The sequence below is a fragment of the Variovorax sp. dw_954 genome (assembly GCF_018449755.1).
Classification (GTDB): domain Bacteria; phylum Pseudomonadota; class Gammaproteobacteria; order Burkholderiales; family Burkholderiaceae_C; genus Variovorax.
Genome location: NZ_JAAVVD010000007.1, coordinates 162,390 through 180,620, shown reverse-complemented (window position 1 = coordinate 180,620; position 18,231 = coordinate 162,390). Strand labels below are relative to the sequence as shown.

The 18,231-nt window shown below is 68.1% G+C and carries 16 protein-coding genes; 9 read left to right on the top strand and 7 right to left on the bottom strand.

Going from position 1 to position 18,231, the window contains the following annotated elements:
- Window positions 1-45 precede the first annotated feature (45 nt).
- Both HB681_RS13705 and HB681_RS13700 read left to right on the top strand, forming a co-directional pair.
- Window positions 46-618, top strand: a complete 573-nt coding sequence (locus tag HB681_RS13705; protein ID WP_213955370.1) for a carboxymuconolactone decarboxylase family protein — start codon at window positions 46-48, stop codon at window positions 616-618.
- Entirely contained in the window at window positions 615-1,454 is an 840-nt protein-coding gene (locus HB681_RS13700; RefSeq protein ID WP_256734933.1) for an amidohydrolase family protein, read from the top strand. The genes HB681_RS13705 and HB681_RS13700 overlap by 4 nt, the downstream gene beginning before the upstream one ends.
- Before the next feature lie 31 nt (window positions 1,455-1,485).
- Here HB681_RS13700 and HB681_RS13695 read toward each other — a convergent pair whose 3' ends face one another.
- Complete coding sequence (locus HB681_RS13695; protein WP_256734932.1) at window positions 1,486-2,103, bottom strand: glutathione S-transferase; 618 nt, start codon at window positions 2,101-2,103, stop codon at window positions 1,486-1,488.
- Window positions 2,103-3,332, bottom strand: a complete 1,230-nt coding sequence (locus HB681_RS13690; RefSeq protein WP_213955369.1) for a CaiB/BaiF CoA-transferase family protein — start codon at window positions 3,330-3,332, stop codon at window positions 2,103-2,105. Before HB681_RS13690 ends, HB681_RS13695 begins: the two co-directional genes overlap by 1 nt.
- A gap of 203 nt (window positions 3,333-3,535) precedes the next feature.
- Between HB681_RS13690 and HB681_RS13685 the strand changes: the two genes are divergently transcribed.
- Entirely contained in the window at window positions 3,536-4,504 is a 969-nt protein-coding gene (locus tag HB681_RS13685) for a tripartite tricarboxylate transporter substrate binding protein (protein WP_213955368.1), read from the top strand.
- 77 nt (window positions 4,505-4,581) lie between these two features.
- Here the strand turns inward: HB681_RS13685 and HB681_RS13680 are convergent, their stop codons facing one another.
- The 3 genes from HB681_RS13680 to HB681_RS13670 form a co-directional block, all read right to left on the bottom strand.
- Window positions 4,582-5,808 carry an acyl-CoA dehydrogenase family protein gene (locus tag HB681_RS13680; RefSeq protein WP_213955367.1) on the bottom strand — a complete coding sequence of 409 codons (1,227 nt, stop codon included), beginning with the start codon at window positions 5,806-5,808 and terminating at the stop codon, window positions 4,582-4,584.
- 132 nt (window positions 5,809-5,940) lie between these two features.
- On the bottom strand, window positions 5,941-6,969 hold the full coding sequence (locus tag HB681_RS13675) for a tripartite tricarboxylate transporter substrate binding protein (protein ID WP_256734931.1): 1,029 nt from the start codon (window positions 6,967-6,969) through the stop codon (window positions 5,941-5,943).
- 3 nt (window positions 6,970-6,972) lie between these two features.
- Complete coding sequence (locus HB681_RS13670; protein WP_213955366.1) at window positions 6,973-7,749, bottom strand: enoyl-CoA hydratase/isomerase family protein; 777 nt, start codon at window positions 7,747-7,749, stop codon at window positions 6,973-6,975.
- A 471-nt stretch (window positions 7,750-8,220) separates the two neighbouring features.
- Here HB681_RS13670 and HB681_RS13665 point away from each other — a divergent pair, with 471 nt between their 5' ends.
- Together HB681_RS13665 and HB681_RS13660 are read left to right on the top strand one after the other, a co-directional pair.
- Window positions 8,221-8,910, top strand: coding sequence for an MgtC/SapB family protein (locus HB681_RS13665; RefSeq protein ID WP_213955365.1), 690 nt, complete (start codon window positions 8,221-8,223; stop codon window positions 8,908-8,910).
- A gap of 217 nt (window positions 8,911-9,127) precedes the next feature.
- On the top strand, window positions 9,128-10,543 hold the full coding sequence (locus HB681_RS13660; RefSeq protein ID WP_345944675.1) for an MFS transporter: 1,416 nt from the start codon (window positions 9,128-9,130) through the stop codon (window positions 10,541-10,543).
- Between the two features lie 7 nt (window positions 10,544-10,550).
- Here HB681_RS13660 and HB681_RS13655 read toward each other — a convergent pair whose 3' ends face one another.
- Window positions 10,551-11,045, bottom strand: coding sequence for an Lrp/AsnC family transcriptional regulator (locus HB681_RS13655; protein WP_213955363.1), 495 nt, complete (start codon window positions 11,043-11,045; stop codon window positions 10,551-10,553).
- 64 nt (window positions 11,046-11,109) lie between these two features.
- On the opposite strand from HB681_RS13655, the gene ilvB reads away from it, so the two are divergent.
- Window positions 11,110-12,891: a biosynthetic-type acetolactate synthase large subunit gene (gene ilvB, locus HB681_RS13650; RefSeq protein WP_213955362.1), complete on the top strand. Its 1,782-nt coding sequence runs from the start codon at window positions 11,110-11,112 to the stop codon at window positions 12,889-12,891.
- Between the two features lie 82 nt (window positions 12,892-12,973).
- Complete coding sequence (locus tag HB681_RS13645; protein WP_213955361.1) at window positions 12,974-13,816, top strand: dienelactone hydrolase family protein; 843 nt, start codon at window positions 12,974-12,976, stop codon at window positions 13,814-13,816.
- 161 nt (window positions 13,817-13,977) lie between these two features.
- Here HB681_RS13645 and HB681_RS13640 read toward each other — a convergent pair whose 3' ends face one another.
- Window positions 13,978-17,319, bottom strand: coding sequence for an adenylate/guanylate cyclase domain-containing protein (locus tag HB681_RS13640; RefSeq protein WP_213955360.1), 3,342 nt, complete (start codon window positions 17,317-17,319; stop codon window positions 13,978-13,980).
- 154 nt (window positions 17,320-17,473) lie between these two features.
- Here HB681_RS13640 and HB681_RS13635 point away from each other — a divergent pair, with 154 nt between their 5' ends.
- Window positions 17,474-17,833: an SPW repeat protein gene (locus tag HB681_RS13635; protein WP_213955359.1), complete on the top strand. Its 360-nt coding sequence runs from the start codon at window positions 17,474-17,476 to the stop codon at window positions 17,831-17,833.
- 201 nt (window positions 17,834-18,034) lie between these two features.
- Window positions 18,035-18,214 carry a DUF3606 domain-containing protein gene (locus HB681_RS13630; protein WP_213955358.1) on the top strand — a complete coding sequence of 60 codons (180 nt, stop codon included), beginning with the start codon at window positions 18,035-18,037 and terminating at the stop codon, window positions 18,212-18,214.
- The last annotated feature ends 17 nt before the right edge of the window (window positions 18,215-18,231 follow it).

Sequence of the window (18,231 nt, the reverse complement as noted above, 5' to 3'; positions counted from 1 at the left end):
GTCCCCTAAGCTGGTTGGCAACAACCGACTCCAGGAGACACCTGCATGCCCCGAATTTCCCTGCCCGCCCCAGAGACCATGGACGCCGCGCAACGCGCCGTCTACGACAGGATCGTCTCCGGCCCACGCGGGCGCATCCAGGGTCCGCTGCGGGCCGCATTGCACAACCCGGAGCTCGCCGACAAATGGCAGGCCGTCGGCGCCTTGCTGCGCTATGGAACGTCCCTGCCACCGCGCCTGTCGGAGATTGCCATCCTCGTCACTGGGCGCGCCTGCAACTCGCCCTTCGAGTGGTACGCGCATCGCATCGAAGCCGAGAAGGCCGGCATCGAGCAGCCCATCATCGAAGCGCTCCTGGCCCAGACCGAACCGCCCGGCATGTCGCCGGACGACGCGGCCGTCTACCACTACGCCGTCGAGCTGAACCGGCACAACTCGGTGTCCGACGCGACCTATGCCACGGCACTCGCACGTTTCGGCGAGCGCACGGTGGTCGAGCTGACCGCGCTGGTCGGCTACTACACGATGGTCGCGATGACGCTCAACTGCCACGAGATCCCGCTGCCCGAAGGCGTGGCGCCGGCCTTTCCGTTGCCCCAGAAGGCCGCAATGCAATGAGCGCAGCGATCCCTGACACAGGCATGGCTGCTGCCGCGGGCTGGGACTGCCATGCCCACCTGTTCGGTCCCTACGAGCGCTTTCCGCTGGCCCCCGAGCGCAGCTACACGCCGCCTGAAGCGATCGAGTCGGGGTACCTGGCGCTGCTTGCGCGTCTTGGCCTGGCAAACGGTGTACTCGTGCATCCAAGCGCGTACGGCAAGGACCACGCGCTGCTGCTGCATGCACTCGCCGCGCAGCCCGCGCTGCGCGGTGTCGTCGTCATGCAACCGGGCGACGCACTGGCGCTCGCCGGCTTGCATGAACGCGGCGTGCGTGGTGCACGCTTCAGTCATCGCAGCGGACCCGGCGCCAACTTCGCAGGCAGCGCGTCATTCGACGACCTTCGTGCGCTGGCCCCCGCACTGGCCGATGCGGGATTGCATGCCGAACTCTGGACCGACTGCAAGGCCTTGCCTGCCATCGCGCCGCAGCTAGTGGACCTGCCGGTCCCGGTCGTGATCGACCACATGGGCGGCTTCGACGTCGATGCGGGCGTCGACGATGCGGGCTTCCGCACGCTGCTCGACCTGCTGGCCACCGGCAAGGTCTGGGTCAAGCTCTGCGCCTACCGCAACCTGCTGGGCTCACCGGACCGGGAAGCGGGACGGCCCTTCCAGCAGAAGATGATCGAAGCCAACCCCGAGCGCCTGCTGTGGGGCAGCGACTGGCCGCACCTGCGCGTGACGCCCGCGCCCGACGCCGCGCAATTGCTCGCCATGTTCAGAGACTGGGCGGGGAGCGAGGCCCTTGCGGACAGGGTGCTCCGCCTCAATCCGGAAGGGCTCTACCGATGAACGCAGCGGGCCGCCGCTGCGTCCGGATCGATCAACCGTCGACAGGCTCCGTGGCTTGAAAGGAAGGGCGGGCCTGCAAGCTTGCGAACCATTCGGCAAGACGCGGCGCAAGCGTGCGCCAGCCCAGTGATTCGAAGCGGTAATCGAGATACCCGAGCGCGCAGCCCAGCGTCACGTGGCCGATGGAGAAAGGCGCGCTGCCGATGAGTTCGGCCTCCGCGTCGAGCAGTGCCAGCGAAGCGCGGGCCTTGAGCTCGAAAGCGTCCACCAGCGCCTGCAATGGATGCGCGCGTTCGCGCTCGTTGCGCCACAGGATCAGCACATCGAGCAAGCCATCGCCCAGCGCGTGCCAGCGCAACGCTTGCCAGCGCGCCTCGCCCTGTGCCGGAAACAACGTGCCCCCCGCCCGGTAGTTCAGGTACTCGCAGATCACGATCGAATCGAACAGCGTCGAGCCGTCCTCGCGCACCAGCGTCGGGATCTTCGACAGTGGGTTGTCCGCCATGATGGCCGCGTTGGGCTTGAGCATGGCCGCCACCGAGCGCACGAGTTCGATCTGTGGCAGCAGGCCGAGTTCATGCGCGCAGATCATCACCTTGCGCACATAGGGCGACTTGGGCGACCAGTGCAGTTTCATCTTGGCCGTCATCAGATCGCTCCCGCGGTGTGCAATGACGCGATGCAGTCCGGGCTGTAGCCGAGCTCCGCCAGGATGGCGTCGCTGTGCTGGCCAAGCAAGGGTGGCGCGCTCCGTGTCTGCAGCGGCGATTCGGCAAAGCGCATGGGGCTCCCGACCTGCGGCACGTCGACCCCGCTCGGGTGCGGCACGTAGCGCAGCATCTCGCGCGCCTGGACCTGCGGTTCCTTGAACACGTCCGCCACGGTGTTGATCGGGCCGCACGGCACGCCGGCCTTGTCGAGCGCGGCGATCAGCCGGTCGCGCTCCCATTCGCCGAACACGTCGCGCAACATGCCCGACAGCTCGCCGATGTTGCGCACTCGCTGCGCATTGGTCGCAAAGCGTTCGTCCGCGATCCATTCCGGCCGCCCGAAGACTTCGCACAACTTCGCGAACTGGCCGTCGTTGCCGACCACCAGGATCACGTCGCCGTCCGCACAGGCGTACACGTCCTGCGGCTGGATGTTGGGATGCGCGTTGCCATTGCGGCGCGGCACCTTGCCGGAGACCAGGTAGTTCATCGCCTGATTGGACAAGGTAGCGACCTGCACGTCGAGCATCGCGATGTCGATGTTGTCGCCCACGCCGGTCTCGTTGCGCCGCGCCAGTGCGGCCAGCACCGAGACGGCCGTGTACATGCCGGTCATCAGGTCGACGATCGGGATGCCGACCTTCTGCGGCCCGCCGCCGGGTCGGCCGTCCTTCTCGCCGGTCACGCTCATCAGGCCGCCCATCGCCTGGATCAGGAAGTCGTACGCCGGCTGGTCGCGCCGGGGGCCGGTCTGGCCGAAGCCGGTGACCGAGCAATAGATGAGCCGCGGGTTGATCTCGCGCAACGAAGCCTCGTCGAGGCCGTAGCGCTTCAGCGTGCCGGCCTTGTAGTTCTCCAGCACGATGTCGGCCTTGGCGGCCAGTTCCTTGACGATGCGCTGGCCTTCGGGCTTCTCCAGGCTCACCGTGATCGAGCGCTTGCCGCGGTTGACGGCGAGGTAGTAGCCGGCTTCCTTCGTGTCCCTGCCATCGGCGTCCTTCAGGAACGGAGGGCCCCAGGTGCGGGTGTCGTCGCCGGCGCCGGGCCGCTCGACCTTGATGACATCGGCGCCGAGGTCGGCGAGGATCTGGCTGGCCCAGGGTGCGGCGAGGATGCGGCTCAGGTCGAGCACCTTGACGTGCGAGAGCGGGCCGTGGGGGGTGGTCATGCGATGTCTCCTTTGGTTGGAGACGATTCTGGAATTGCGATGCGCTCCGGACTACGCCCCGGGCGGCAACGCTGTGATGCGCCGCGGCGCATACCGGCGCGGCGCGTGGCGCCGGGTTGCATAGCAGCTATGCGCAGCAGGCGGGTGCGACGCAAGGGCCCTGTTCCTAAAGTCCATTCATCACGAAACAGGAGACATCCACCATGAATCGACTCATCAGATCCACCGCCGCACTGGCGCTTGCATTGGCCGCGACTTCAGGCTGGGCCCAGGCCTGGCCGACCAAGCCGATCCGCGTGATCGTGCCCTTCCCCGCCGGCGGCCCGGTGGACCAGACGGCGCGCTCGCTCGGCGCCAAGCTCAGCGGCTCCCTCGGGCAGCCCATCCTCATCGACAACAAGGGCGGCGCGGGCGGGTTGCTCGGCGCCGACGCGGTGGCCAAGTCGCCAGCGGATGGCTACACGCTGCTCTTCTCCTCTGCCGGCGCCCTGGCCATCGTGCCGCACATCGCGCCGACCATGCCGTACAACGCGGAGAAGGATCTGGTGGCCGTGACCCAGGCGCTCAAGGTGCCCGCCGTGCTGGTCGTGTCCGCCAACTCGAAGTACAAGACCTTTGCCGACCTCAAGACCGCCGCCACGGGCGATGCCAGCAAGATCAACTACGCCTCCGCGGGCAGCGGCACCACGCCGCACCTGCAAGCCGAACTGCTCAAGCGCGAAGCGAAGCTCAACATCAACCACATCCCCTACCGGGGCGCCGCGCCGGCGCTGACGGACCTCATCGGAGGGCAGGTGGACATGATGCTGGTGGACATCCCCGTGGTGCTGCCATTCCTCCAGTCGGGCAAGCTGCGCGCGCTGGCCGTGACCAACGCGAAGCGGATCCCGGTGCTCAAGGACGTGCCCACCATCGGCGAGCTGGGCTTTCCGAAGGCCGAGGCCTACAACTGGTACGGCATGCTGGCGCCGGCCCGCACCTCGCCCGAGATCATCGGCAAGCTCTACACCTCCGTCGGCGCCGCATTGCGCTCGCCGGAACTGAAGCTGCAGTTCGAGCAGCAGGGCGTGGAAGTCGTGGCCAGCAAGCCCGAGGAGTTCGGCGCCTTCATCGCCGCGGAATCGGAGCGTTGGGGCAGCCTGGCCAAGGCGGTGGGCGCCAAGATGGAATAAAAAAAGGCGGCCGAGATGGCCGCCTTTTTTCCTTCATCGGCTTCAGCGACTCGTGGCGAGCGCTGAAGCCTTTTTCTTTATGCCGTCACACGCCGCTTCGCGAGTTCCAGCTTGGCAATCGCATTGCGGTGCACTTCGTCCGGCCCGTCGACGATGCGCACGGTGCGCTGATGGGCGTAGGCCTCGGCCAGCCAGAAGTCCTGGCTGACACCGGCCGCGCCGTGCGCCTGGATGGCCCAATCGACCACCTTGCACGACATGTTGGGCGCCACCACCTTGATCATCGCGATCTCGGCGCGCGCTTCCTTGTTGCCCACGGTGTCCATCTTGTACGCCGCATTGAGCGTCAGCAGGCGCGCCTGGTCGATCAGGCAGCGCGACTCGGCGATGCGCTCATGCCAGACCGATTGCTCGGCCAGCGGCTTGCCGAAGGCAATGCGCGAGCGCAGGCGGTCGCACATCAGTTCCAGCGCACGTTCCGCCGCTCCGATGGAGCGCATGCAATGGTGGATGCGTCCCGGGCCAAGGCGACCTTGCGCGATCTCGAAGCCGCGGCCTTCGCCGAGCAGGATGTTGCCCACCGGAACGCGCACGTTCTCCAGCAGCACTTCCATGTGGCCATGCGGCGCATCGTCGTAGCCGAACACCGACAGGTGGCGCAGGACGCTCACGCCGGGCGTGTCGCGCGGCACCAGCACCATCGACTGCTGCGCATGGCGCGGTGCCTCGGTGTCGGTCTTGCCCATCACGATGTAGATCTTGCAGCGCGGGCTGCCGGCGCCCGAGGAGAACCACTTGCGGCCGTTGATGACGTACTCGTCGCCATCGCGCGTGATGGTGCACTGGATGTTGGTGGCGTCCGAGGACGCGACGGCGGGCTCGGTCATGAGGAAGCCGGAACGGATCTGGCCCGCGAGCAGGGGCTCGAGCCATTCGTCCTTCTGCGCCTCGGTGCCGTAGCGCTCGATGGTCTCCATGTTGCCGGTGTCGGGCGCCGAGCAGTTGAACACCTCGCCGGACCACGACACGCGACCCATGAGCTCGCACAGTGGCGCGTAGTCGAGGTTGGAGATGCCGGGCACGCCGCGATGTTCGTGCGGCAGGAACATGTTCCACAGGCCGGCCGCGCGCGCCAGCGGCTTCAGCTCCTCGATCAATGGCGAGACCTGCCAGGCGTTGCCGGCGCCGCGGAACGCATCCATCTCCTCGTGGTAGCGCGCCTCGTTGGGATAGATGTGCTGGTCGAAGAACTGCCGCATGCGGTGCAGCAGGTCCTGGGTCTTGGGGGATGGGTCGGCAAACATGGTGTGTCCTTGGTCTTGAAATGAGGCTGCGTCCGGTCCTGACGCTGCTGTTCAAGATTGGAACGCCGCCGATGGAAGAAGGCCGTCCCGCGTGCGACGCGTGACGACCGAGGGAAACCCGGAGGCCGGAGGTCAGTCGAGGCGCACGCCGGAGCGCTTCACCACCTCGGACCACCGGGCCGTATCCGTGCGAATCAGCGCTGCGAATTCCTTCGGCGTGCTCAGGCGAACGTCGATGCCGGCATCGGCCATCTGGCGAACGATGTCTGGCGACGACATGGCTGCGCCGATCTCGTCATGCCGCCTGGCGACGATGGCGCCGGGCGTGCCGGCGGGCGCGAGCACGCCGAGCCAGAGCGACATCTCGTAGTCGCTCATGCCGGGGGTCTCGGAGATGCTCGGCACGTTCGGCATCGACGGCAGGCGCTTGCGGCCGGTGACGCCGAGCGGGCGCACCTTGCCGGTCTTGACGTAGTCGACGAAGTTCGACGCGGTGTCGAACATCATCGAGGTGCGGCCGCCGAGGAAGTCGGTCATCGCGGGCGCACTTCCCTTGTACGGCACGTGGGTCAGGTCGACCTTGGCCAGGCTCTTGAAGAGTTCGCCCGACAGGTGGCTGGTGGTGCCGTTGCCCGCCGATGCAAAGCTCAGCTCGCCGGGCGCCTTGCGCGCAAGCGCGATGAGTTCGGCCACCGACCTGGCGGGCACGTCCGGACCGACCACGAGCAGGTTCGATGTGTTGTGCGTCAGCGTGATCGGGTCGAAGCTCCTGACGGGGTCGTAGCGCAGGTTCTTGTACAGGCTCGGGTTGATGGTGAGCGAACCCATGGTGGCGAACAGCAGTGTGTAGCCGTCGGGCGCCGAGGTCGCCACCGCTTCGGCACCGATGCCGCCGCCTGCCCCTGCGCGGTTGTCGATGACCACGGCCTGGCCCAGTCGCTCGGCCAGCTTCTGGCCCATCGTGCGCGCCATGAGGTCGGTCGCGCCACCGGCGGGGAATGGCACGACGAGCCGGATCGGCTTGTCCGGATAACCCGCCGCACGGGCGGGCAGCCCCAGCGCCGATAGGCCGAGCGATGCGCCGGCCAGGAGCATCCGGCGTCGGGTCGGGTGCGACGTGCCCCGCGCGCGGCAGGGCATGCGCGAATCCGCGGCCGTCATGGCTCAGCGCCCCGTGAAGACCGGCGCGCGCTTCTCGGCGAATGCGCGCTGCGCCTCCTTCGCGTCGTCGGTCTTGCCGATCAGCGCCGTCATGTCCTGCTCGTAGCGATAGCCGTCGCGCAGGCTCATGTCCTCGATCACGTTCAGCGTGTGCTTGCCCATGCGCGTCGACACCGGGCTCTTGGACGCGATGGTCGCGGCGAGTTCGAGTGCCTTGGGCATCAGGTCCTCCGGCGTGGTGCACTCCTCGATGATGCCCAGGCGATAGAGCTCCGCCGCCGGCACGCGCATGCCGGTCAACATCATGCGACGCAGGCGGGAGTGGCTGAACAGGCGCATCGCGTGGCGGCAACCTCCGAGCAGTCCCACGTCGACTTCGGGCAAGCCCAGCGATGCCTTTTCCGATGCGATCAGGATGTCGCTGGAAGCGGCCATCGCCACGCCCGAGCCCAGTGCGGCGCCGTTGATCGCGCAGATCACCGGCTTGGCGCACTCGCGGATCGCATGGAAGCATTCACGCGTGCGGCGCGAATGCGCGGGCAGGTCGCCGGGGCCCTTGATGACCGAGGCACGGCCCTTGAGGTCGGCGCCGGCGCAGAACACCTTGCCCGCACCGGTCAGCACGACGACGCGGACCTCGTCCATCTCGGAAATGCGGTCGAGCGCGAGCGTGAGTTCGTCGTTGAGGGTGCGCGTGAGCGCGTTCACCGGCGGTGCGTTGAGCGTGAGGGTGGCGACGAAGTTGTCGAGCGCGTAGTCGAGTTGGGTCAGGTCGTTCATGGTCTCCGTTTCAGGCGCGAAGCGCGCTCGTCTTGTGGGGTGCGGCCAGTCTATTGAACGGGCTGCGGTGACGAAGCCATCGCGCCGGCAGAGCTGGTATGCGCTATCTGGCAAGTCTCGATTCGCCGGCTTCCGCCTCGACATCTCTTGGTGGCTAGTGTTTCCCAGGAGAGCGGTATGGCCCAAAGATGGTTCTGTGGAGAGCGATAAACGACAGTTCACTTGCGCGCCCTGTTTTTCGAGCACGAGGCGCTCGAGGAAGCGCGGTTGGTGCTGCGCCAAGGATCCCCAGCCTCCGGACTGGGAGGCTGCGATACCGAGTCATGCCTACCCCGATACGTTCGGGGTATCGGGCATTCGGCCCCAGCCTCCAGATCGCGCACAACCCTTCTCAACGAGCCACACCGACTGCCCCCGCGCGCAAATCGGCGAATATCGGCTTCTCCATCGGCCATCTCCGACATCGTCACCATGATCCATCAACTCGAATTGGTTTCCCGACTTCTTCTGGCGGCTGCTCTTGGAAGCGTGATCGGCTTCGAGCGGGAGCGCTTGTCCTGGGCGGCGGGCCTCAGAACCCATATGTTGGTCTGCGTGGGTTCCGCGCTCGTCATGATCGTCTCGGCGTACGGGTTCCAGGATGTCCTGAATTCGGATCATGTGTCTCTGGATCCGTCCCGGGTTGCCGCCCAAGTGGTCTCGGGCATCGGGTTCCTCGGTGCCGGCACCATCCTGTTGCGCGGCGAGGTCATCCGCGGGCTGACCACGGCGGCAAGCCTGTGGTCTGTCGCGGCGGTCGGCCTGGCCATCGGCGGCGGCCTGTACACGCCGGCGATAGCGGCCACGATCATCATTCTTGCCATCCTTGCGGGACTGAAGCCCTTCGAAGAAAAGTACTTCGCGGCCAAGAAGGGACGAGTCTTCCGGCTCGCTGCAGCGCGCGGCACCTTGACGATGACCCATGTCAACACAGCTCTCGGACCTCGCAGCCGGCTGGTGAGGCAGTTCATCGTCCAGAGCCACTCTGAACTGGGGGAGCAGGACGAGATCAGCATCGCGTTCACGCGGCTTTCGCCAGCCGATGTGCAGTTCGTCCGGGACAAGCTCCAGTCGCTCGAAGGCGTCTCTGAAGTCACGGATACCGAAGCGACGCTGCAGTAGAGAAGTGCTTTGGGCGCCACGCGCTCGGGCAGAAGTAGCCGCAAAGCCCGGTGTGCGCCTGAGCGCGCCGTCCTCACCGGCTTGCGCAAGGCAACAAGGCAACGCATGCCCGCATCGGCCGCGCGGTAGCGCACACGGTGCCCCGGCGCGCGTCCTCTCATCCCCCTCGGCGCATTTCCGTACACCGCCAGTGCCCGCGCCGGTGCACCATAAAGCCGTGCTCCACACCGACATCCCCGCCCGCCTCGACCGGCTCCCGTGGTCGCGCTGGCACTGGCGCGTCGTGATCGCGCTCGGCGTGGCCTGGGTGCTCGACGGCCTGGAGGTGACGCTGGTCGGCTCGGTGGGCAGCGTGCTGGAACGGCCGGACACCCTCGGCCTCACTGCCGCGCAGATCGGCGGGGCAGGCTCGCTCTACATCGGCGGCGCGGTCGTCGGCGCGCTGGTGTTCGGCCGGCTCGCCGACAAGCTCGGGCGCAAGCGGCTGTTCCTGGCCACGCTGGTCGTCTACACGCTGGCGACGCTCGCCACGGCCTTCTCGCCCAGCTTCGCCTTCTTCGCGGTGTGCCGCTTCGTCACCGGTCTGGGCATCGGCGGCGAATATGCGGCCATCAACTCGGCCATCGACGAACTGATCCCGGCGCGCGTGCGCGGCCGTGTCAACCTTGCGATCAATGGCAGCTTCTGGATCGGCGCGGCGCTGGGCGCGGGCGTGAGCCTGGTGCTGCTCGACCCGCGCGTGCTCGGCCCGGTGTGGGGCTGGCGTGGGGGCTTCGCGCTGGGCGCGCTACTGGCCATCGCGATCCTGCTGGTGCGGCGCGACGTGCCGGAAAGCCCGCGCTGGCTGATCTCGCACGGCCGCGCCGACGAGGCCGACGCGATCATGGCGCGCATCGAGACAGAGGTGTCGGCGCAACACGGCCCTCTGCCCGCCGTCACCACGCGGCTGAGCTTCGTGCAGCAGGCCGCGCCGACGATCCGGCAGGTCGCCGACGTGCTGTTTCATCGCTACCGCCGCCGCAGCGTGGTGGCGCTCTCGCTGATGATTTCGCAGGCCTTCTTCTACAACGCGATCTTCTTCACCTATGCGCTGGTGCTGACGCGCTTCCATGGCGTGCCGGAAGGCCGCGTGGCGCTCTACATCTTTCCGTTCGCATTGGGCAACGTGCTGGGGCCGCTGCTCCTCGGGCCGCTGTTCGACCGGGTCGGGCGGCGCCGGATGATCGGCGCGACCTATGTGCTCTCGGGCGTCGGGCTGGCGCTGACCGGTGCCGCGTTCATGGCCGGGTGGCTCGACGCGCTGAGCCAGGCGCTGTGCTGGTCCGCGGTGTTTTTCCTGGCGTCGGCGGCGGCGAGTTCGGCGTATCTCACGGTGAGCGAGGTGTTCCCGCTGGAGATGCGGGCATTGGCCATCTCGGTCTTCTTCGCGGTGGGCACCGGGGCCGGGGGCTTCGCGGCGCCGTGGTTGTTCGGCCTGCTGATCGAGACGGGCAGCCGGGGCGCGGTGGCCGTGGGCTATGGCATCGGCGCCGCGCTCGTGATCGCTGCCGGGCTGATCGCTTGGCGCTACGCGGTGGATGCCGAGCGGCGATCGCTGGAGGACATCGCGCCGCCGATGGGTTCCGGCGGTTGATTCAGCCCTACCCAAGCGGCACGCTCGCCTCCTTCAACACGCGCAGCACGAAGCTCGACTTGCTGTGCCGGATGCCGGGAATCTTGTAGAGCTTCTCGCGCAGCAGCCGCTCGTAGTCGCGCGTGTCGCGCACCGCGATGCGGATGTAGTAGTCGTAGTCGCCCGAGACCAGGTAGGCCTCCTGGATCTCGGGGATGGTGGCGAGCACGCGGCCGAACTCATAGAGCGTCTCGTCGGTATGGCTCTCGAGCGTGAGCTGCACGATGACGAAATCGTTGTAGCCGAGCTTGGCTGGATCGAGGTCCACCGTGTAGCGCTTGATGACGCCCTGCGCCTCCAGCTTCTTGATGCGCGTCCAGCAGCTGGTGGCCGACAGCCCCACCATCGCGCCGATCTCCTGCAAGGTGTGGCGCGAGTCATCGCGCAGCACGCGCAGGATGGCCAGGTCGATGGGGTCCGTGGATTCTTCGGCAGGAGTGAGTTCTTGGCGATTGTTTTTCATCATTCAGCCCAAATGGGACGGAAATATGAAGCCTATTCTGCGCCGAACGCAGAAAAATGAAGGCATGGAACTGCTCGCAACCGAAGGTCTTTCCCCGGCACAGCCGGCCCGCCTGCGCAATGGCGCCGTCGCCCTGCTCGACACCCTGGTCGAATGCGGCGTCGATACGATCTTCGGCTACCCGGGCGGCGCCGCGCTGCCGCTCTACGATGCGCTGCACGGCGAGCCGCGGCTGCGCCACGTGCTGGTGCGGCACGAGCAGGCCGCCGTGCATGCGGCCGAGGGCTATGCGCGCACCACGGGCCGCGTCGGCGTGGTGCTGGTCACCTCGGGGCCGGGCGTGGGCAACACCATCACCGGGCTCCTCGATGCGATGAGCGACTCGGTGCCGGTGCTGTGCATCAGCGGGCAGGTCGCCACCGCCGCCATCGGCACCAGCGCCTTCCAGGAGAGCGACGCGCTGGGCATGTCGAGGCCGGTGACGAAGTGGAACCACCAGCCGCGCGTGGCGGACGAGATCCCGAACGTGATCCACCGTGCGCTCGACATCGCGGCATCGGGCCGGCCCGGGCCCGTGCTGGTCGATGTGCCGAAGGATGTGCAGCTCGCGCCCTTGCGCAATGCGCCCCTCGCGGCCGTGAAGCGCTCGCGCGCGCCGCGTACCGCCATGCCGCCGGCCGCGATGCTGCAACGCGCGGCGGACCTGCTCTCCACCGCGCGGCGGCCGATCGTCTACGGTGGCGGCGGGCTCGTGAACTCAGGCCCTGCGGCCTGCGAGGCTTTCACGCGGCTGGTGAGAAAGCTCGATGCCCCTTGCACGCTCACCTTGATGGGGCTCGGCGCATTCCCCGCATCGGACCCGCGCTTCATCGGCATGCTGGGCATGCACGGCGCGCTAGAGGCCAACCTGGCCATGCACGAGTCCGACCTGGTGGTGTGCATCGGCGCACGCTTCGACGACCGTGTCACAGGCAAGCTCGACGAGTTCTGCCCGCGCGCGCGCAAGATCCACATCGACATCGATCCGAGCAGCATCAACAAGGTGGTGAAGGTCGACGTGCCGATGGTCGGCGACTGCGGCGCGGTGCTGGATGCCTTGCTTGCGATGCCGCAACTCGAAGGGCTCGCCCCGCAGAGACTCGCACCGTGGTGGCAGCGCATCGAGCGTTGGCGGGGCGAGCGCTGCTTCGCCTTTACGCCGCGTGCCGGCGAGATCCTGCCCCAGCAGTTGATGCGCGCGCTGCAGCAGGCCGTGCAGGACCGCGACGCCATCGTCTCCACCGACGTCGGCCAGCACCAGATGTGGGCCGCGCAGTACCTTCGCTTCGAGCGGCCCGGTCGTTGGCTCACCTCGGGCGGCGCCGGCACCATGGGCTACGGACTGCCGGCAGCCATCGGCGCGCAGATCGCGCACCCCGATGCACTGGTGGTCTGCGTGAGCGGCGATGCGTCGGTGCTCATGAACATCCAGGAGCTCTCGACCGCGGCGCAGCACCGCACGCCCGTCAAGCTCGTGCTGTCGAACAACGGCTACATGGGCATGGTTCGCCAGTGGCAGGAACTGAACCACGGCAATCGCCTGAGCCACAGCTGGAACGAAGCGCTGCCGGATTTCGTGGCGCTGGCGAAGGCCTTCGGCTGGGGTGCGCGCCGCGTGTCGGACCCGGCGGAGCTCGAGGATGCGCTGGCCGAGTGCCTGGCCCATGACGGCGCGTTCTTCCTCGACGTGCGGGTGTCCGCGCAGGAGAACTGCTTTCCGATGATGCCGTCCGGGCATGGCCACCACCGGGTGATGCTGGCCAAGGACCGTTGGTACCAGGTCGAGGACGGGGAGAGGGCCGATTGATGAGGGGGAATCGTGCTTGCTTCCCGCCCTGACTCGTGGCACAAGCTGACGTTTGACATGATCCTGATGAGGTGAACCAACCATGTGTGATCTGAATGACCAGGAAGAACTGAAGAAATACACGCGCCGCGACTTCGCTGCATGGACCGCATCCGCCGGCCTGCTGTCGACGCTGCCCAGCGTGGCCAATGCCGTCGCCGTGACCGAGCGCGAGGTGACTATCACCACGCCAGATGGCAGTTGCGACGCGTACTTTGTCGCACCCACGGCGGGCGCCGCACCCGGCGTGCTGGTGTGGCCCGACATCTTTGGACTTCGCCCAGCCTTCAGGCAGATGGGGCGGCGCCTGGCCGAATCGGGCTACAGCGTGCTGGTGGTGAACCCCTTCTACCGGCAGAAGAAGGCGCCTACCGCGGCGCAGGGCGGCAAGACGCCAATCCCCGAAGTGTTGCCGCTGATGCAGGCGCTGACGCCGGCCATGCATCTGAGCGACGGGAAGGCCTTCGTGGCCTGGCTCGATGCCCAACGCGAGGTGGACAAGGCGCGCAAATTGGGTACCACCGGCTATTGCATGGGCGGGCCGATGGCGGTGCGTACGGCCACCGTGGCGCCCAACCGCGTGGGCGCCGTTGGAACCTTCCACGGCGCCGCCATGGTGACCGCCGCGCCCGACAGCCCGCATCGCCTGGTCGCCCAGACACAGGCGCGTTACCTGATTGCAGTGGCCCAGAATGACGATGCAAAGGAGCCCGATGCCAAGGTTGCCCTGCGCACCGCGTTCGACAGCGCGAAGCTGGCGGCCGAGGTGGAGGTCTACCCCGCGGCCCACGGCTGGTGCCCACCCGACACGCAGGTCTACGATGCCGCCCAGGCCGAACGAGCCTGGACGCGCCTGCTGGCGACATTCAGCACGGCGCTGGCCTGATCGCAGCGATCGGCTGACGAACCCACCCGGGGCGCGCAGTGTCCCGGCCGACGTTCCGCGCGTCGAAAAACTACCTCGACGTGATCACTTCGGCGTGAGCCGATACAAGCCGCCGTCGTGGTCGTCCTCGATTGGGCCGCCGATGGAGCCCGGCAGTTGATTCAGTTCGCCAGCGCGTGGTCGATGCCCGCCAGCACCCAGCCATTGCCAGCCGCCACGGCCGCCGCACGAACCGCCTGCAGCCGGGCGATCGCCGCCGCGTCGTGGCCCGACTTCGCCGCCGCGATGATGGCGCGCGCCCGCTCCACCATCAACGCGACCCAGGGCAAGGGTTCGACCTGGAAGCGCTGCTCCAGCAGGTCCGCATAGTGCAGCGCACGCGGCCAGTCGCGGGCCGCGAGGCAGGCCTCCATCGCGCTGCGGTAGAACCAGAGGTAGTTGTGCGCGATCCCGGTTTGCAGCAGCAAGGCTTCGCCTTCGGCGAGGTGCGCGACCCGTTCTTCGGCGGAATCCGCAACGCGCGCCAATGCACCTTCGAGCGCGGCGCCAATGAAGCCGAGGCCGGTCTGGCGCGCAAGCTCCAGCGCCAGGTCCAGGTCGCGGCGGGCCTGCGCGCGGTCGCCCCGCCGCAGGCTGTGGTCGGCGGAGAAGGACAGCACGGTCGCCTCGTAGCGCCGTGAACCGGCCAGTCGTGCGAGTGCAAGCGACTTCTCGGCCGACGCGGTGGCTTCCTGCAGGCTGCCCGACTCGGTGAGCAACTGGGTCAGCGAGGCATGCGCGAAGACCAGCACGGAAACGATGCCGAAGCGTTGCGCGTCCTCGCAGACCGACCGGGCCTCGGCAACGGCGGCTGGCAACTGGTTGGCATACCAGAGGCAGTGGCCGATCATGCAGCGGTTGGGGCCGGTGGTGCGGATCTGATCCTCGTCGCACAGCGCGACACAGCGCCTGAAGTAATCGAGCGCACTGGACATGCGGCCCTGGGCATAGCGCGCATCGCCAAGGCCGCTCAGCGCCCGCGCCTGGCTCTCCGGGTCGGCGCATTGCTCGGCCAATTGCAGCGCCAGGAGATGCTCCGCGTCGCATTCGGCGATCCGGCCCTGGGAGAAATAGAGATTGCCCTGCGTGTGATGGATTCGCGAGCGCTCGATGGGCAGGTCGAGCCGTTCGGCGATCGGCCGGGCCTCGCCGAGCGCCTGCATCGCCGCCGAGAATTCGCCGGTTACGCGGTAGCCGGCGGCGATGCCCATCAAGGCACGGCAGCGCAGCCGGTCGTCGCCGGCCAGTTCAAGCGCACGCTGGAAGGCGGCGATCGATTCGGCCGAGCGTCCGATCTCGCGCAGCATCTCGCCGCACAGCAGGGCCAGCTCGCAGCCGACCGCGGCATTGCCCCGCGCCGGGTGCGCTGCCACCGTGCCACCGCGCTCGGCCAGCCGCAACGCGCTTTCGAAGCGCAGGCGCCCGGCCTCTTGCGTCGCGGCGCGCAGGTAGGCCGCCGCGGCCGTCGCGTCCTCGGCCCGGTCGAGATGCTCGGCCTGCAGCACCGGATCGTCGTTGCCGAACCAGCGCGCGGCGGCCAGGTGCAGTTCGCGCCGCCGGCTCTTGAGCGTCGAGGCGTAGACAGCCTCCTGGATCAGCGCATGCGCGAAGAGGAAATCCGCACCGTCGGGCCGCACGATGTCCGCCGCCACCAGCACGTCGCAACGCGCGTCCGGCACGCCCGCGACACCGCGCAGGTTGGCGAGCGAGAAGCGCTTGCCGATCACCGCGGCGGCCTGCAGCACGGTGCGGTCGGGCCCCGCAAGGCGGTCCATGCGCTCCAGCACCAGGCTCTGGATGGTCGGCGGCACGGAAGGCAGGAGGCCGGGCGTCTCGCCGGCACGCGCGGTCCGCAGCAGTTGTTCGAGGAACAGCGGGTTGCCCTCCGCGCGCTCGATGCACATCAGCGCGAAGCGGCTCGTCGCCTCCACCAGCCCACCAGCCAGCAGGCGGGCCTCCTGCGGCCGCAGCGGCGCGAGATCAATGGTCATGAAAGCGCTGCCATGGATCGATGCCCGCCAGGCCTTGTCGATCGGATCGCCCTCGATGCGCGAGGTGAGCAGCAGGATCATCGGCGAGCGCGCGGCCGCCAGGGTGATCGCCGCCACCAGCCGAAGCAGTTCCGGCGAGGCCCAATGCAGGTCCTCGATCAGCACCAGTTGAGGACGCGCCGCGGCGGCCCGCTGCAGCAAGGCGCCCAGCGCCTCGCCCGCGCGCCGCTGGCGGGTGGCGTTGTCCATCGCCTCGAAGATCGCCTCCAGCGGCTTCGGTTGCGGCAGGCCGAGCCACTCGTTGACGAACATCACTTCGGCATCCGTCACCAGGCCGCGCGCAATGGCTGCCTGCAGCGCCGCGCTGCGCCGGCCCTCGTCGTCGGGCGCGCCCACCTGCAGCATCGCCTTCAGCAGGGTCGAGATGGCGTCCTGCCCCTTGCCCACGCCGAAGTCCAGCACCTGGCCCGAGGGCGTGTCGAAACCCATGTCGCGCGCACGCGCCTGGAACTCCTCCACCAGGCGCGACTTGCCGATGCCCGCATCGCCACGCACCAACACGGTCGCGCCGGCGCCCGTCTCGCGCACGGCATCCAGCGCACCGACGAGTTGCCCCAACTCGGCATGGCGTCCGACGAAGGGCATGCGTTCGCCGCGCGCCTGGCGCAGGCGGAGTACGCGCCACAGCTCCATCGGCGCGCCGAAGCCCTTCACCACCTGGCTGCCTGCGGCCTCCACCTCGACGCTGGCGGCGACCTCGCGGTACAGCGCATCGGAGATCAGCGTCTCGCCCGCCTGGGCCAGCGCGTCGAGCCGGGCGGCCAGGTTGACCGCGTCGCCGGTGACCGAATACTTGGCCTTGCCGCCGCCGCTGATCACCGCGGCCACCACCTCGCCCTTGGCGATGCCGATGTGCAGCCGCAGCGGCACGCCGTGGCAGTCCGGAACACCGGCAGCCGCGCCGTGCATCGCCAACGCGGCATGCAGCGCGCGCTGCGCATCGTTGCCATGCGCGACCGGTGCGCCGAAGACCGCCATGACGGCGTCGCCGGCCCGGTCGAGGACGCGGCCGCCGTGCGATTCAACGACGCCGTCCATGGCATCGAAAAAGCGCCCGAGCATGTCCTGGATCTGCTCCGGATCGGCGCTGGCGCACAGCGCGGTGTAGCCGGTGATGTCGGCGAAGAGCACGGCGGCCTGGCGCCGGTCCGCGGTGGCCGTGTCGGGCGCCGCCCAGACGTTGCGCGCGGGCTGCTGCGGCGGTTGCGCCGGGGCGAGTGCGGGCGGGACGACTGCTGGTGCGGCGACCGCTGGTGCAGCGCCCTGCGTCGGCGTGCCGCATTCGCTGCAGAACTTCGCCAAGGCCGCCAGCGCGTGGCCACAGTTCGCGCAATGGCGCGGCAGGGCCGTGCCGCATTCCGCGCAGAACTTGGCGCCCTGCGCATGCGGATGGCGACACTGTGGGCACTGCATCCGGCGAGTGTCATCCCTGTCGCGCGCCGTGTCGAGGGACGCGGGCCAATCTTCAGGGAGTCGAAGCCAAGCCCGCTGAACTTGGCACTTTGCCGGTTGTCAAACGCATGTCGCCGCGAACCGGTTCTTGATGCGACGACAGGAGGTAAACACCATGAAGCACGTGAAGCATTGGCAGGATCCCCTGAACGCCGCGCTCGGCATTTGGCTGATCCTCTCGCCCTGGCTGGTGGGCTTTCAGGACCAGTCGACTCCGACGATGAATGCGGTGGCGGTCGGGATCCTGCTGGGCGCAGCTGCACTGGGCGCGACCTTCGTGCCCCGTGCATGGGAAGAATGGACCGAAGGTGCATTGGGCTTGTGGATGCTCATCTCGCCCTGGGCGCTCGGCTTCGCGGCGATGCGCGATCCGATGATGAACGCCGTGGTCACGGGCATTGCCGTGGTGGTGCTGGCCGCGTGGGTGCTGGCGACCGACAAGGACTATGTCCACTGGCGCAGGCCGGCGCATTGACCGATTCGACAGGTTTCCAGCGCCAGTAGAACTGGCGTGCCGAGGCGTCAGCATCGGGCATACCGTGCGACAGCGATCGTCCTGAAGCCCGGTTCGTCGCACCCGGCTGCGGATGATGCGGGTGCCGGCCACCGACTGCGCTTGCAAGCGCGCCGGGGCCGCCCTATAAGAGTCGGCCGCAGTTCGACCGAAGGAGCACCTATGTCAGACGACCTGAGCCACTTCAAGCCCCTCGACCCGGGCCGCGTCAACGGCCACGATCCGGTGGAGATGCAGTACTGGTGCCAGCAGCTCCATTGCACGGAGGCGCAGTTGAAAGACGCGTTGACGAAGGTCGGCGACCACGTGACCGCGGTGCGCAATCAACTGGCCTCGAAGTGACGGCGCTTGCGTAGTTG

Bases quoted from the DNA above. Each gene is read 5' to 3' on its own strand.
- HB681_RS13695 (WP_256734932.1), bottom strand. From the start codon at position 2,103: ATGACGGCCAAGATGAAACTGCACTGGTCGCCCAAGTCGCCCTATGTG.
- HB681_RS13705 (WP_213955370.1), top strand. From the start codon at position 46: ATGCCCCGAATTTCCCTGCCCGCCCCAGAGACCATGGACGCCGCGCAA.
- HB681_RS13665 (WP_213955365.1), top strand. From the start codon at position 8,221: ATGATCCATCAACTCGAATTGGTTTCCCGACTTCTTCTGGCGGCTGCT.
- HB681_RS13700 (WP_256734933.1), top strand. From the start codon at position 615: ATGAGCGCAGCGATCCCTGACACAGGCATGGCTGCTGCCGCGGGCTGG.
- HB681_RS13630 (WP_213955358.1), top strand. From the start codon at position 18,035: ATGTCAGACGACCTGAGCCACTTCAAGCCCCTCGACCCGGGCCGCGTC.
- ilvB (WP_213955362.1), top strand. From the start codon at position 11,110: ATGGAACTGCTCGCAACCGAAGGTCTTTCCCCGGCACAGCCGGCCCGC.
- HB681_RS13680 (WP_213955367.1), bottom strand. From the start codon at position 5,808: ATGTTTGCCGACCCATCCCCCAAGACCCAGGACCTGCTGCACCGCATG.
- HB681_RS13675 (WP_256734931.1), bottom strand. From the start codon at position 6,969: ATGACGGCCGCGGATTCGCGCATGCCCTGCCGCGCGCGGGGCACGTCG.
- HB681_RS13690 (WP_213955369.1), bottom strand. From the start codon at position 3,332: ATGACCACCCCCCACGGCCCGCTCTCGCACGTCAAGGTGCTCGACCTG.
- HB681_RS13635 (WP_213955359.1), top strand. From the start codon at position 17,474: ATGAAGCACGTGAAGCATTGGCAGGATCCCCTGAACGCCGCGCTCGGC.
- HB681_RS13655 (WP_213955363.1), bottom strand. From the start codon at position 11,045: ATGAAAAACAATCGCCAAGAACTCACTCCTGCCGAAGAATCCACGGAC.
- HB681_RS13645 (WP_213955361.1), top strand. From the start codon at position 12,974: ATGTGTGATCTGAATGACCAGGAAGAACTGAAGAAATACACGCGCCGC.
- HB681_RS13685 (WP_213955368.1), top strand. From the start codon at position 3,536: ATGAATCGACTCATCAGATCCACCGCCGCACTGGCGCTTGCATTGGCC.
- HB681_RS13640 (WP_213955360.1), bottom strand. From the start codon at position 17,319: ATGCAGTGCCCACAGTGTCGCCATCCGCATGCGCAGGGCGCCAAGTTC.
- HB681_RS13670 (WP_213955366.1), bottom strand. From the start codon at position 7,749: ATGAACGACCTGACCCAACTCGACTACGCGCTCGACAACTTCGTCGCC.